Origin of the sequence: Streptomyces sp. NPDC048483, from assembly GCF_040651455.1 — a bacterium.
Classification (GTDB): domain Bacteria; phylum Actinomycetota; class Actinomycetes; order Streptomycetales; family Streptomycetaceae; genus Streptomyces.
Genome location: NZ_JBEZJZ010000169.1, coordinates 1 through 12682, shown reverse-complemented (window position 1 = coordinate 12682; position 12682 = coordinate 1). Strand labels below are relative to the sequence as shown.

Annotated in this window: 14 protein-coding genes; 4 read left to right on the top strand and 10 right to left on the bottom strand. The window is 70.9% G+C overall.

Annotated elements, in window-relative coordinates:
* Positions 1-114: 114 nt before the first annotated feature.
* Positions 115-1383 carry an aldolase gene (locus AB0D04_RS40515; RefSeq protein ID WP_362712415.1) on the bottom strand — a complete coding sequence of 423 codons (1269 nt, stop codon included), beginning with the start codon at positions 1381-1383 and terminating at the stop codon, positions 115-117.
* Between the two features lie 220 nt (positions 1384-1603).
* Here AB0D04_RS40515 and AB0D04_RS40510 point away from each other — a divergent pair, with 220 nt between their 5' ends.
* Positions 1604-2119, top strand: coding sequence for a DinB family protein (locus AB0D04_RS40510; RefSeq protein ID WP_362712414.1), 516 nt, complete (start codon positions 1604-1606; stop codon positions 2117-2119).
* A 94-nt stretch (positions 2120-2213) separates the two neighbouring features.
* Here the strand turns inward: AB0D04_RS40510 and AB0D04_RS40505 are convergent, their stop codons facing one another.
* From AB0D04_RS40505 to AB0D04_RS40490, 4 genes are all read right to left on the bottom strand, one after another.
* Positions 2214-3176: an electron transfer flavoprotein subunit alpha/FixB family protein gene (locus AB0D04_RS40505; RefSeq protein ID WP_362712413.1), complete on the bottom strand. Its 963-nt coding sequence runs from the start codon at positions 3174-3176 to the stop codon at positions 2214-2216.
* 49 nt (positions 3177-3225) lie between these two features.
* The gene (locus AB0D04_RS40500; RefSeq protein WP_362712412.1) at positions 3226-4011 is read right to left on the bottom strand and encodes an electron transfer flavoprotein subunit beta/FixA family protein; all 786 of its coding nucleotides are present in this window, start codon (positions 4009-4011) and stop codon (positions 3226-3228) included.
* Between the two features lie 212 nt (positions 4012-4223).
* Positions 4224-4730 (bottom strand): flavin reductase family protein, encoded by a 507-nt coding sequence (locus tag AB0D04_RS40495; RefSeq protein ID WP_362712411.1) that lies wholly within the window; start codon positions 4728-4730, stop codon positions 4224-4226.
* Positions 4731-4955: 225 nt separating this feature from the next.
* Positions 4956-5375, bottom strand: coding sequence for a thioredoxin family protein (locus AB0D04_RS40490; protein WP_362712410.1), 420 nt, complete (start codon positions 5373-5375; stop codon positions 4956-4958).
* 86 nt (positions 5376-5461) lie between these two features.
* On the opposite strand from AB0D04_RS40490, the gene AB0D04_RS40485 reads away from it, so the two are divergent.
* Both AB0D04_RS40485 and AB0D04_RS40480 read left to right on the top strand, forming a co-directional pair.
* Positions 5462-5905, top strand: a complete 444-nt coding sequence (locus tag AB0D04_RS40485; protein WP_362712409.1) for a DUF4395 domain-containing protein — start codon at positions 5462-5464, stop codon at positions 5903-5905.
* A 208-nt stretch (positions 5906-6113) separates the two neighbouring features.
* The gene (locus tag AB0D04_RS40480) at positions 6114-6824 is read left to right on the top strand and encodes a lysophospholipid acyltransferase family protein (protein WP_362712408.1); all 711 of its coding nucleotides are present in this window, start codon (positions 6114-6116) and stop codon (positions 6822-6824) included.
* 35 nt (positions 6825-6859) lie between these two features.
* Here AB0D04_RS40480 and AB0D04_RS40475 read toward each other — a convergent pair whose 3' ends face one another.
* Complete coding sequence (locus AB0D04_RS40475; protein ID WP_362712407.1) at positions 6860-7264, bottom strand: helix-turn-helix domain-containing protein; 405 nt, start codon at positions 7262-7264, stop codon at positions 6860-6862.
* A gap of 89 nt (positions 7265-7353) precedes the next feature.
* Here AB0D04_RS40475 and AB0D04_RS40470 point away from each other — a divergent pair, with 89 nt between their 5' ends.
* A complete protein-coding gene (locus AB0D04_RS40470) occupies positions 7354-7998 on the top strand; it encodes an NAD(P)-binding domain-containing protein (protein ID WP_362712406.1) in 645 nt (214 codons plus the stop codon).
* Between the two features lie 50 nt (positions 7999-8048).
* Here AB0D04_RS40470 and AB0D04_RS40465 read toward each other — a convergent pair whose 3' ends face one another.
* From AB0D04_RS40465 to AB0D04_RS40450, 4 genes are all read right to left on the bottom strand, one after another.
* Positions 8049-8747, bottom strand: a complete 699-nt coding sequence (locus AB0D04_RS40465) for a phenylalanine--tRNA ligase beta subunit-related protein (protein ID WP_362712405.1) — start codon at positions 8745-8747, stop codon at positions 8049-8051.
* A 239-nt stretch (positions 8748-8986) separates the two neighbouring features.
* Positions 8987-10093 carry a low specificity L-threonine aldolase gene (locus AB0D04_RS40460; RefSeq protein ID WP_362712416.1) on the bottom strand — a complete coding sequence of 369 codons (1107 nt, stop codon included), beginning with the start codon at positions 10091-10093 and terminating at the stop codon, positions 8987-8989.
* 92 nt (positions 10094-10185) lie between these two features.
* Positions 10186-10947 carry an SDR family NAD(P)-dependent oxidoreductase gene (locus AB0D04_RS40455; protein WP_362712404.1) on the bottom strand — a complete coding sequence of 254 codons (762 nt, stop codon included), beginning with the start codon at positions 10945-10947 and terminating at the stop codon, positions 10186-10188.
* A 98-nt stretch (positions 10948-11045) separates the two neighbouring features.
* Positions 11046-12443, bottom strand: a complete 1398-nt coding sequence (locus tag AB0D04_RS40450; protein WP_362712403.1) for a DUF6421 family protein — start codon at positions 12441-12443, stop codon at positions 11046-11048.
* Between the last annotated feature and the right edge of the window lie 239 nt (positions 12444-12682).

Sequence of the window (12682 nt, the reverse complement as noted above, 5' to 3'; positions counted from 1 at the left end):
CACGCCCGCCGCTGGGGGTACCTCCCACGCCCTTCAGGCAGTGGGGGAGCAACGGCGAACAACCCCTACGGCGGGACGGCCGACAGCGTGGGAGGCTCAAGCAGGCGCAGCGAATCAGCGACCGGCGAGGCCATCCAGGTCGGCGCGGGTCAGACCGGTCAGCCGGGCGACCTCGGCGGCATCGACGGCGCCGCAGTCCAGGCCGCGCAGCAGGTAGCCACTGAGGGCCTTGGCGGTGGCGGGCTCGTCCGCGACATCGCCGCCGGCCTTGGCAACGTACGCCGCGAGCCGGGCCGCGGCCTGCTCCAGGCCCTCGCGGTAGAAGGCGTAGACCGCGGCGTATCGGGTCGGGAGGTGGCCGGGGTGCATGTCCCAGCCCTGGTAGTACGCGCGGGCCAGCGAGCGGCGGACGAGCCCGTGGTGCAGCCGCCAGACGTCGTGGACCTGGGACGTCGGACCTACCGGCAGGATGTTCGTCGAGCCGTCGGAGAGACGCACGCCGGTACCCGCGGCAGCCACCTGCATCACGGTCTTGGCGAAGTCGGCGGCGGGGTGGTCCAGCGACTGGTGGGCGGCGCTGATGCCGCAGGAGGCGCTGTAGTCGTAGGTGCCGTAGTGCAGGGAGGTGGCGCGGCCCTTGGCGGCCTCGATCATGCGGGCGACGGTGGCGCGGCCGTCGGGGCCCAGGATCGACTGGGTGGTCTCCACCTGGATCTCGAAGCCGATCCGGCCGCTTTCCAGGCCGCGGACCTTCTCGAAGGCCTCCAGCAGCCGGACCATGGCGGTGACCTGCTCGGTGTAGGTCACCTTGGGGAGGGTCAGCACCAGGCCGTCGGGCAGGCCGCCGGCCTCCATCAGACCGGTGAGGAAGATGTCGAGGGTGCGGATGCCGCGGTCGCGGACGGCGGCCTCCATGCACTTCATCCGGATGCCCATGTACGGGGCCGCGGTGCCGTCCTGGTAGGCGGCGGCGACGAGGACCGCGGCGCGGGCGGCGGCCGCGTCCTCCTCGGCGTCCGTGCGGACGCCGTAGCCGTCCTCGAAGTCGATCCGCAGGTCCTCGATGGGCTCGCGCTCCAGCTTGGCGCGGACACGGTCGTAAACCGGCCCGGCGAGCTCGTCGGAGATGCCGAGGACGGCGGCGAGCGCGGCGGCGTCGGGGGCGTGCTCATCGAGGGCGGCGAGTGCCTGGTCGCCCCAGGAACGGATGGTGTCGGCGGCGAAGGCATCGCCGGGGACGTAGACCGTGTGGACCGGCTGGCGGGTGCCGGGGTCGCCCGGGTAGCGCCGCGCCAGGTCGGCGTCCACCGCGGCGAGAGAGGCGCCGATTCCCTCGCGTACGGTGTCCGCAAGGCTCGTCGCCACGGTCTCCTGCTGCCCCATTCGACACCCTCCTGGTGCTCACGCCCGACGGTCGGGCGTTCTCCACGTCCGCTGTAATTCCGCGTAACGGAATCAACAATCCGTATAGTGAAGTTAACTGTGTCGGTTTAGCGAGGTCAACACCCCCCGGCCCGAGGCGACGCGCGTCACGGGCCGTACCCGCACCCCATAACTCCATAACTCCGTGGCAGAACGGTCCCGCCCCCGCCAGACTCACCCCATGACTTGGACCGCACCACAGATCAAGCGCCGGGAATTCCCCGCCGCGGCCGGCGAGCGCGAGATGCTTCAGGGCTGGCTCGACTTCCACCGCGACACCCTGCTCGCCAAGTGCGCCGGGCTCACCCCGGACCAGCTCGTCCGGACGAGCGCCCCGCCCTCCACCCTCACCCTGCTCGGCCTGGTGCGCCACATGGCCCTGGTCGAGCGCAGCTGGTTCCGTGAGCGCTTCGCGGGCGAAGCGCTCGAGGACCTCTACGACCTCGAGCGGAACTTCGACGCCGACTTCGACGACGCCGAGCCGGCGGGGGCACAGACGGACTTCGCGACGTTCCGCGCCGAGGTCGATGCCGCCGACGCGACGGTCCGGGACCGCGGGCTGGACGAGACTTTCGAGCACCGCGAGGGCACGCTGAACCTGCGCTGGATCTACGTCCACATGATCGAGGAGTACGCACGCCACAACGGCCACGCGGATCTGCTGCGCGAGCGGATCGACGGCGCGACGGGCGACTAGCCGCCCCGGGCCCGCGCAACGCCCGAGGCCCCGTACGCACGCCGCGTACGGGGCCTCGGGCGCTTGTCGAAGGGCTCCGGCGAGCCCAACCGTCTCAGCCCTTGCGGGTCTTGACCGCTTCGGTGAGCGCCGGGACGACGTCGAACAGGTCGCCGACCACGCCGTAGTCGACCAGGTCGAAGATCGGCGCCTCGGCGTCCTTGTTGATCGCGACGATGGTCTTCGAGGTCTGCATACCGGCGCGGTGCTGGATCGCGCCGGAGATGCCCGCCGCGATGTACAGCTGCGGCGAGACCGACTTACCGGTCTGGCCGACCTGGTTGGTGTGCGGGTACCAGCCGGCGTCGACCGCGGCACGCGAGGCGCCGACGGCCGCGCCGAGCGAGTCGGCGAGCGCCTCGATGACCGGGAAGTTCTCGGCGCCGTTGACGCCGCGGCCACCGGAGACCACGATCGCGGCCTCGGTCAGCTCCGGGCGACCGGTCGACTCGCGCGGGGTGCGCGAGACGATCTTGGTGCCCTTGGAGGAGTCGGCGACGGTCACCGCGAGCTGCTCGACCGCACCGGCGGCCGGGGCGGACTCCGGGGCGGCGGAGTTGGGCTTGACGGTGATGACCGGGGTGCCCTTGGTGATGCGGGACTTGGTGGTGAACGACGCCGCGAAGACGGACTGGGTGGCCACCGGGCCCTCGTCGCCGGCCTCGAGGTCGACGGCGTCGGTGATGATGCCGGAGCCGATACGGACCGCGAGGCGGGCCGCGATCTCCTTGCCCTCCGCGGAGGACGGCAGCAGCACGGCGGCCGGGGAGACCGCGTCGTAGGCGGCCTGCAGCGCGTCGACCTTGGGGGCGACGAGGTACTCGGCGAACTCGGGCGCGTCGGCGGCCAGTACCTTGACCGCACCGTGCTCGGCCAGGACCTTCGCGGCCCCCTCGGCGTTCGCACCGAGGTGGACGGCCACCGGCTCGCCGATGCGGCGGGCGAGGGTCAGCAGCTCGAGGGTGGGCTTGCGGACGGCACCGTCCACGTGGTCGACGTAGACAAGAACTTCAGCCATGGGATGACTCCTGCGGGAAGAATGAGGGCGGTTGAGAGGAGAGCGGGCCTTAGATGAACTTCTGGCCCGCGAGGAACTCGGCCAGCTGCTTGCCGCCCTCGCCCTCGTCCTTGACGATCGTGCCCGCCGTACGGGCCGGACGCTCGGCCGCGTCCTCAACCTTCGTCCAGGAACCCTCGAGGCCGACCTCGTCCGCCTCGATCTCCAGGTCGTCCAGGTCCAGGGACTCCACCGGCTTCTTCTTGGCCGCCATGATGCCCTTGAAGGAGGGGTAACGCGCCTCGCCCGACTGGTCGGTGACGGAGATGACGGCCGGCAGCGCGGCCTCCAGCTCCTCGCTGGCGGTGTCGCCGTCGCGGCGGCCGGTCACCTTGCCGTCGGCCACGGAGACCTCGGAGAGCTGGGTCACCTGCGGGACGTTCAGCCGCTCGGCGAGCAGCGCGGGCAGCACACCCATCGTGCCGTCGGTGGAGGCCATACCGCAGACGACCAGGTCGTAGCCGGTGTGCTCGATGGCCTTGGCGAGCACGAGCGAGGTGCCCAGCGCGTCGGTGCCGTGCAGGTCGTCGTCCTCGACGTGGACGGCCTTGTCGGCGCCCATCGACAGCGCCTTGCGCAGGGCGTCGTTGGCGTCCTCGGGGCCGACGGTCAGGACCGTGATCTCCGCGTCGTCGGCGGCTTCCTTGATCTGCAGGGCCTGCTCGACGGCGTACTCGTCGAGCTCCGAGAGCAGACCGTCCACGTCGTCGCGGTCGACGGTCAGGTCCTCGGCGAAGTGCCGGTCGCCGGTGGCGTCGGGCACGTACTTCACACAGACAACGATCCTCAAGCTCACGCCGGCTCTCCTACCTGCTTCGTCTCTTCAGAACTGCCTTGTGCTGGCAGCATAGGCGCCTGTTGGGGCGGCTCCGGGCCGGATGGTGATCCCCGCGCCGACCCTCATATTACTCGCCAGTACATACAGTCTTGTGCCCCGAATCAAGGCCGTTGACATGTGACCTTGCCAACGGCCCCGACCGGGTGAAGACGACGCCGCGCGGGAACCTGTCAGTCCCGCAGCGCGTTGAAGCGACCCTGGTGATAGAGGAGCGGCCGGCCGGGTCCGGCGGGGTCGCCGACGACGGGCTGGGCGAGCACGATGCGGTGGTCACCGGCCGGGACCCTGGCGACGACCCTGCACACCAGCCAGGCCAGCACGCCGTCCAGGAGGGGCACACCCTCGGGGCCGGTACGCCAGGAGGTGGCCGGGCCGAAGCGATCCGCGCCACTGCGCGCGAACGTGGCGGCGAGCTCCTGCTGGTGCTCGCCGAGTATGTGGACGCCGATGTGCTCGGCCTCGGCGACGGCGGGCCAGCTGGAGGCGCCGGTGCCGATGCCGAACGAGAGCAGCGGGGGCTCGGCGGCGACGGAGGTGAGGGAGGTGGCGGTGAAACCGACGGGGCGGGAGCCGTGCGCGGTGATCACCGCGACGCCGGCGGCATGCTGCCGGAAGACGGAGCGCAGCAGGTCGGGGGTGGCGATACGGGGCGTGCCGAGGTCGGGCGAGACCGTCATGGAGTTGTCCTTCTGATGTCGTGTACGAGCCGAGGCAGGGCCGCCGACAGCGGCGCGGCTGCCGGCAGCAGTGGTGTCGTCGCTGCTCACACGCTCGGACAGCGCGCGCTGGCGGTCCGCAGAAGGTCCACGTGCGCGCGTCCGTACAGAAGGGTTCCTGGCCGCATTACGTCAGACTGACGATGCTCGGGGCGCACCGTCAAGTGGCGCCCGGCATCTGGGAGATCAATCACGGACGGCCGCGCCCAGGGCGGCTATGACGTCGGCCTTACGGGGCTGGCCCGCGGCGCGGCGCACGATCGCGCCGCGGGCGTCCAGCACCAGCACGGTGGGCGTGCGCAGGATGTTCAGGCTCCGTACGAGGTCCAGATGGGCCTCGGCGTCGATCTCCACATGCGCCACCCCGTCCACGATGTCCGCAACCTCCGCGAGGGTGCGCCGGGTGGCACGGCAGGGCTGGCAGAAGGCACTGGAGAACTGCACGAGGGTGGCCCGCTCCCCCAGCTCCGCGCCGATCTCGGCGGCACCCAGCCGCTCCCCGTCGTCCCGCCCTCGCACCGTCAGCCTCCCATTGCGCCGTTGGTGCCACACGCCGAAGGCGCTCGCCGCCGCGAGCACCGCGATGCACACCAAGAGTCCCGTCATCCCCCTCCTCAGCATTCACGAGACCGCAATCATTCCCGGGACCGGATACGTATCGGGCCGGGGCCGATCTGCGGGATGGTGGAGCCATGCCCCTCGACAAGCCTTCCCCCGCCACGCTCGATGTACGGGGTCCGCGGTTCGGCGCGGCGCTCACCACCGTCGTCCTGGCCACCGTACTGATCACCGAGAGCGGCCGGCTGCTGGCCTTCCAGGCGCTGGTCTTCGCCATCGGGGCCGCGGCGGGCGTCCAGCGCTCGCCCTACGCCTGGCTGTTCAAGGTGACGGTACGCCCGCGTTTGTCCCCGCCGTCCGAGTTCGAGGACGCCGCCCCGCCGCGCTTCGCGCAGAGCGTCGGCCTCTTCTTCGCCGTGGTGGGTCTGACCGGCTACTTCCTGGGGCCGCAGTGGCTGGGCCTCGCGGCCACCGGCTGCGCGCTCGCCGCGGCGTTCCTGAATGCCGTCTTCGGGTACTGCCTGGGCTGCGAGATGTACCTCCTCCTGCGGCGGACAGCCGGGCGGGCGGCCGGCTGAAAGGCCGGACGAACCGGTCCCTTCCGGTCACCACGTGACGAGAATCTCCCGGCCACGGCGGCCGACGCGCTGGCCGCCACGGCCGTGATCGGGCACGATCTCCCGGAGCCGCACACTTACGGATGCGTAACTTCAGCTGTACAAAGTGTTCGGAACACAGTCTTCGCCGGGGGACCCCTCCCCAGGCACAGAGAAGGGGTCCCCCGAAATGGCCGAGCTCGTCTATCCGCCGGTGGTCGGTGCCGCCCGCACCGTATTCAAGGCGCTCGACCTCAAGTTCGACATCTCGGGGGCGGAGAACATTCCGCGCCGCGGCGGTGCGGTGCTGGTGAGCAATCACATCGGGTATCTCGACTTCGTCTTCGCCGGTCTGGCGGCGCGGCCCGCCAAGCGGCTGGTGCGCTTCATGGCGAAGGAGTCGGTCTTCCGGCACAAGGTGTCCGGCCCGCTGATGCGCGCGATGAAGCACATACCGGTGGACCGCGCACAGGGCATGCACGCCTACAAGCACGCGCTGAGCGCCCTGCGTTCCGGGGAAATCATCGGTGTCTTCCCCGAGGCGACGATCTCCGAGTCGTTCACCCTCAAGAACTTCAAGTCGGGCGCGGCGCGGCTGGCGCAGGAGGCCGGGGTGCCGCTGGTGCCGCTGGCTCTGTGGGGCACCCAGCGGCTGTGGACCAAGGGCCACAAGCGCGATCTGGGCCGTAACCACTTCCCGATCACGATCCGGGTGGGCGAGCCGGTGGAGGCCGACCCCGCCGAACCGGCCGAGAAGATCACCGACCGGCTGCGGTCCCGCGTGCAGGATCTCCTGGAGGCGGCCCAGCGCGCCTACCCCGTACGCCCCAAGGGCCCCGAGGACACCTGGTGGATCCCGGCGCACCTGGGCGGTACGGCCCCGGCGGCGCGCGGCGCGTAACCCCGTCCAAACGTCTGACGTCCGCCGGCCGGACGTCAGACGTCCCAGGAGCCGCCGTCCGCGCGCTCCTGGGACGCCATGACCTCGTCCCCGTGCCGGAACCCCCACCGCCCGAACACATCGATCGGCTCCAGCAGGCTGCGGCCCAGCCCGGTCAGCTCGTACTCCACGCGCGGCGGCGCCTCCCGGTAGGAGTGCCGCACGACCAGCCCGTGATATTCCAGCCGGCGCAGCGTCTCGGTGAGGACCTTGGCGCTGATCCCGCCGATCCGGCCGCGCAACTCGCCGGGCCTGTGCGGCCCTTCGCGCAGCGCCCAGACGACCACAGCGTTCCAGGTGTTGCCGATCAGGTCGAAGGCGAGCCGGGCACGGCAGTCGGCGAGGAAGGCGTCGGGCGGCGCGCGGTGAGCGGATCCGTCGTGGCCGGGTTCGTCGGTCATGGTCGCCCAGTATTGCCGGTGGTGAGGCACCATTCGGTGCCTGTCGGAATCCCTACGGTCATCCCACGTCCGACAACGGGGAGTACGGGATGCGGATCGGGATTCTTGGTACGGGCGGGATGGCGGACGCCCTGGGCACACAGTGGGCGCGGGCCGGGCACGAGCTGATGGTCGGCGGACGCAGCGCCGACAGGGCCGCGGCGCTCGCGGCGCGGCTGGGGCCGACGGCGCGCACGGGCAGTTGGTCCGAGGCCGCGGGGTTCGGAGAGGCGGTGCTGCTGGCCGTCAGCCATCCCGCGGTGCCCGAGGTACTGGCGGCGGCCGGTCCGGAGGCGCTGGGCGGCAGGGTGCTGATCGACTGCACCAACGCGATCGTGGAGGGCTTCCGGCTCGAGCACCGCGACGGGGTGTCGATGGCGGAGCGGATCGCGCGGATCGCGACCGGCGCCCGGGTCGTCAAGGCCTTCCACCACTGCCATGAGGACGTCTGGCGGATGCGGCCGCCGGCCTTCGACGGCGAGCCGCTGGCGGTGCCACTGTGCGGTGACGATCCGGACGCGCTGGCGACCGTCGGCGCACTGGTGCGGGACCTGGGCTGCGAGCCGGTCGCGGCCGGCGGGCTGGAGCGGGCCGGGCTGGTCGAGGCGATGACGGCGCTGCTGGTCGGGCTGTGGGTCGGGGGCGAGGATCCCCGGGCGATGCTGCCGCCGAAAGCGTTCGCCTTCGGCGGCTGACCGGGGACCGATCGGGGGCCGGCCGCGCGTCGGCCCGCCCCCGGCCCGCGTCACTGCGACCAGACGTCACCGATCTCGATACGCGCCTGCGGACAGGCCTTCTGCAGCGCCTCGGCCAGCTCGGCGCCCGCCGTCGTCAGGTCGTCGAGCGTCATCGGGGCCATCCGCTCCAGCAGGAACAGGGCGCTGACCGAGTCCTCGGTGAGACGGGTGCGCACGCCCTGCCGCCAGTTCCAGCGGCGGCAGGTGACACCCTCGTCATCGCACCACACCACCTCACCGGCCTCGGGGTGCTCGATGACCTCCGCGCCGCCCGCCGCGGTCGCGAACGGCTCGTCGCCGGTGGCCCGCACGAGCCGCATGCCGCCCTGGATACGGTCCAGGTCCTCGCCGCCGACGGGGATGAGGTGACCGACGCTGATCGCGTTGTAGACGTCGACCAGGCGGTTGATACGGGGCAGCCCGCCGTCCGCGAGGGCACGCCGGGCCAGCGCCTCGGCCGAGTTACGGGTCCGCGAGGGCTTGCAGCCGAAGGCGGTGTACGCGGCGCGCCAGGCGGCAATATGCGGATCGTCCTGCGGCGCCCGGCCATCGAGGCGCACGGCCAGGCGGCGGCCGGCCTCGTCCAGCAGGGCCGAACCGGCCTCATCGCTGGGCCCGTTGGTCAGACCGTGCGCCTCGACGGCCAGGTAGCCGAAGCCGGGGGCGAGGGCTTGTACCTCGCCGGAAATGTGCAGGGGACGGGTCATCGGGGTGCCGCCTCAGAGTTCGGTGGGGACCGGCCGGTGAAGGCGGCCGGGCGGCCGCCGCCTGGAGGCATTGGAGCACGACCCAGTATGGTTCAGCAAACCGTACCTGTCGGTCCAGTTTGCTGTACTTGACCGGCTTCCCACGTTGTCGGCTTCGCAGCCGTGGGAGAGCAACGGCGGGACACCACCACGGCGGGAAGGCCGACAACGTGGGGCCCAGGCAAAGCGCAGAGAAAGGACTACCGCCCCATCTCCTCCCGGAGCGCCTCAAGGAACCCGTCCACGTCCTCCTCGGCCGTGTCGAACGAGCACATCCACCGCACATCGCCGGCCGCTTCGTCCCAGAAATAGAAGCGGTACCGCTTCTGCAGCCGTTCGCTGACGTCGTGCGGGAGGCGGGCGAAGACCGCGTTGGACTGCACCGGGTAGAGGATCTCGACGCCGTCGATCTCACGCACCCCGGCCGCCAGCCGCTGCGCCATGGTGTTGGCGTGCCGGGCGTTGCGCAGCCACAGGTCCTTGGCCAGCAGGGCCTCGAACTGGACGGAGACAAAGCGCATCTTCGAGGCCAGCTGCATGGACAGCTTGCGCAGATGCTTCATGGCCCGTACGGCGTCGGGGTTGAGGACGATCACCGCCTCGCCGAAGACGGCGCCGTTCTTGGTGCCCCCGTAGGAGAGGATGTCGACGCCGACGGCGTTGGTGAACGCCCGCATCGGGACGTCCAGCGTCGCCGCGGCGTTGGCTATCCGCGCGCCGTCCAGGTGCACCAGCATGCCGCGTTCATGGGCGTGTTCGCAGATCGCCCGGATCTCGTCGGGCGTGTAGACCGTGCCGAGTTCGGTGCTCTGGGCGAGGGAGACGACCTGTGGCATGGCGCGGTGCTCGTCGTCCCATCCGAACGCCTGCCGGTCGATCAGCTCGGGGGTGAGCTTGCCGTCCTCGGTCGGTACGGTGAGCAGCTTGAGCCCGCCGACCCGCTCGGGTGCGCCGCACTCGTCGACGTGGATGTGCGCGGTGTCGGCGGCGATCACCGCGCCCCAGCGGTCGGTGACGGCCTGGAGGGCGACGACGTTGGCACCGGTGCCGTTGAACACCGGGAACGCCTCGGCGCGCTGCCCGAAGTGGCTCCGGATGACGCGCTGGAGGTGCGCGGTGTAGTCGTCCTCGCCGTAGGCGACCTGATGGCCGCCGTTGGCGAGGGCGAGCGCGGCGAGGATCTCCGGGTGGGCGCCCGCGTAGTTGTCACTGGCGAAGCCGCGTACCTGGGTGTCGTGGTGCTGCCGGGCGTCGGTCGTGCCGGCACCGGCGGCCGGGTTCGTCGCCCGGCCTTCCGTCGCGCTCACCGCTTCGCTCACGGCCCGCTGCACAGCCGCCGGCACGGCCCGGCTCACCGCCTCGCTGACGGCTTCGGTCACCGCTTCGGTCACGGCCTGGCTCACGGCTCGGGGGTCAGCCACAGACGCTGTCCATTCACTTCCTGGGCGGGCCGGCTCCAGACCCCGGCGATGGCCTCGGCCAGCTCCGTGACGTCCGTGAAGCCCGCGAACTTGGCGTTCGGTCGCTCGGCGCGCATCTGGTCGTTGACGAGCGCCTTCACGACCAGGATGGCAGCCGCGGCGCGCAGGCCCTGCTCACCCCCGGACTTGCGGTAGCCGTCCGCCATCGCGAGCGTCCAGGCCTCCGCGGCGGCCTTGGAGGCGGCGTAGGCGGCGTTGCCCGCGGTGGGCTTGGATGCGCCGGCCGCGCTGATGAGCAGGAAACGGCCGTTGCCGCTGCGCTCGAGGGCGTCGTGGAAGGCGAGCGAGGTGTGCTGGACGGTACGGATCAGCAGCTTGTGCAGGATGTCCCAGTCCGCGAGGCTGGTCTCGGCGAAGGTCGACGAACCGCGCCAGCCGCCCACAAGGTGGACCAGGCCGTCGATCCGGCCGAACTCCTTCTCCGTACGGTCCGCCCATTCGCGGGTCTCGTCGGGGTTGAGGAGGTCGACGGTGTCCCCTATCACCGTGGCGCCGCCGTGGGCGTAACGGGCCGCGTCGACGGCCTGCGCCAGGCGCTCGGGGTCCGAGTCGGAGCCGATGACCTTCGCGCCCGCCTCGGCGAGCCGCAGCAGGGCGGCCCGGCCGGCGGGTCCGCCCGCTCCCGCCACCGCGATGACCGCGCCCTCCAGCGGCCCCTGGCCGCCCGTCGAAGTACCCATCTCCGTCGCCTCCTCGTCCTGCCCCTGGACGGCCGTCCGCCTGGTGGTGTTCCGTTCGGTCCGCACGCCGCTGTTCACATCGCCCTGCACGCCACTCTTCACGCCGCCGCCAGTGCGTCACTGTCGGCCGTGATGCCCTTGGTGGACGCAATCACCGTACGCAGCTTCTTGCGCAACGCCTCGTAGAACATGCTCAGCGGGAACTCGTCCGGCAGCACATCGTCCACGAGCTTGCGCGGCGGCTGGTCCAGGTCGAGGGCGTCGGGGCCCTTGGCCCAGACCGAGCCCGGGTGCGGTGCGAGGTAGGTCGAGACGAGGTCGTACGCGGCGAACCAGTGGACCAGCTTGGGCCGGTCGATGCCGTCGCGGTAGAGCTTTTCGATCTCGCCGCACAGCTCGTTGGTGACCTTGGGCGCCCGCTCCCAGTCGATGTGGAGTGTGTTGTCCGTCCAGCGTACGACGTCGTGCTGGTGCAGGTAGGCGAAGAGCAGCTGGCCGCCGAGGCCGTCATAATTGCGCACCCGGTCGCCGGTGACGGGGAACCGGAACATCCGGTCGAAGATCACCGCGAACTGCACATCACGCGCCTGGCGGTAGCCCTCGGACTCCAGCTTCACGGCCTCCTTGAAGGCGGTGAGGTCGCAGCGCAGCTCCTCCAGGCCGTACATCCAGAACGGCTGTCGCTGCTTGATCATGAAGGGGTCGAACGGCAGGTCACCGTGGCTGTGGGTGCGGTCGTGCACCATGTCCCACAGGACGAAGGCTTCCTGGCAGCGCTGCTGGTCGCCGAGCATCTCGCGGATGTCCGCGGGGATTTCGAGGCCGAGCGTCTCGATGGCGGCCTCGGTGACCCGGCGGAAGCGGGCGGCCTCGCGGTCGCAGAAGATGCCGCCCCAGCTGAAGCGCTCGGGGGCCTCGCGCACCGCGATGGTCTCCGGGAAGAGCACGGCGGAGTTGGTGTCGTAGCCGGCCGTGAAGTCCTCGAAGGTGATGCCGCAGAAGAGGGCGTTGTCGTAGCGGGTGCGCTCCAGCTCGGCGAGCCAGTCGGGCCAGACCATGCGCAGTACGACGGCCTCGAAGTTACGGTCCGGGTTGCCGTTCTGCGTGTACATGGGGAACAGCACGAGGTGCTGGAGGCCGTCGGCGCGCTGCCGCGCGGGCTGGAAGGCGAGCAGCGCGTCCAGGAAGTCCGGCACGCCGAAGCCGCTGTCGGCCCAGCGGCGCAGATCGGCGACGAGCGCCTGGTGGTAGGCGGCGTCGTGCGGCAGGAGCGGGGTGAGCTCCTGGACGGCCGCTATGACGCGGTCGACCTCGGCGCGTACGGCGCCCGCGGACGGCGCGCCCTCCGCCGCCAGGTCGATGGAGCCGTCCTTGGACTGCCACGGACGGATGGCCTCGACCGCCCCCTTGAGCACGGGCCACGCCGGGTGCTCGACCACACGCTCTGCGGCCATGGCACCCCCTGGGACACCCACAGGCGAAAGAATTTCCGTCATGACTGCCCTCCGGCGGTAGATCGTCTTGTCTGCACACCGTAACCAGCAAAGGATCGCCCACTCAAGGGGAGTCTGTGGAAATTATTCTGTGGAGACCCGCCCTAGACGCTCTTTTTTCCTGCGAGTGGCGGATGGAGCAAGACGTTCCGCCTTTCTCCACAAGGTAATCCACCATTCCTCCGGTGGTCGGGACGAGGATGGGCCGCGAAACATCGAGGGGTGGTGTGGCATATGCCACA

Bases quoted from the DNA above. Each gene is read 5' to 3' on its own strand.
- AB0D04_RS40515 (WP_362712415.1), bottom strand. From the start codon at position 1,383: ATGGGGCAGCAGGAGACCGTGGCGACGAGCCTTGCGGACACCGTACGC.
- AB0D04_RS40450 (WP_362712403.1), bottom strand. From the start codon at position 12,443: ATGACGGAAATTCTTTCGCCTGTGGGTGTCCCAGGGGGTGCCATGGCC.
- AB0D04_RS40485 (WP_362712409.1), top strand. From the start codon at position 5,462: ATGCCCCTCGACAAGCCTTCCCCCGCCACGCTCGATGTACGGGGTCCG.
- AB0D04_RS40475 (WP_362712407.1), bottom strand. From the start codon at position 7,264: ATGACCGACGAACCCGGCCACGACGGATCCGCTCACCGCGCGCCGCCC.
- AB0D04_RS40465 (WP_362712405.1), bottom strand. From the start codon at position 8,747: ATGACCCGTCCCCTGCACATTTCCGGCGAGGTACAAGCCCTCGCCCCC.
- AB0D04_RS40480 (WP_362712408.1), top strand. From the start codon at position 6,114: ATGGCCGAGCTCGTCTATCCGCCGGTGGTCGGTGCCGCCCGCACCGTA.
- AB0D04_RS40490 (WP_362712410.1), bottom strand. From the start codon at position 5,375: ATGACGGGACTCTTGGTGTGCATCGCGGTGCTCGCGGCGGCGAGCGCC.
- AB0D04_RS40505 (WP_362712413.1), bottom strand. From the start codon at position 3,176: ATGGCTGAAGTTCTTGTCTACGTCGACCACGTGGACGGTGCCGTCCGC.
- AB0D04_RS40510 (WP_362712414.1), top strand. From the start codon at position 1,604: ATGACTTGGACCGCACCACAGATCAAGCGCCGGGAATTCCCCGCCGCG.
- AB0D04_RS40470 (WP_362712406.1), top strand. From the start codon at position 7,354: ATGCGGATCGGGATTCTTGGTACGGGCGGGATGGCGGACGCCCTGGGC.
- AB0D04_RS40455 (WP_362712404.1), bottom strand. From the start codon at position 10,947: ATGGGTACTTCGACGGGCGGCCAGGGGCCGCTGGAGGGCGCGGTCATC.
- AB0D04_RS40495 (WP_362712411.1), bottom strand. From the start codon at position 4,730: ATGACGGTCTCGCCCGACCTCGGCACGCCCCGTATCGCCACCCCCGAC.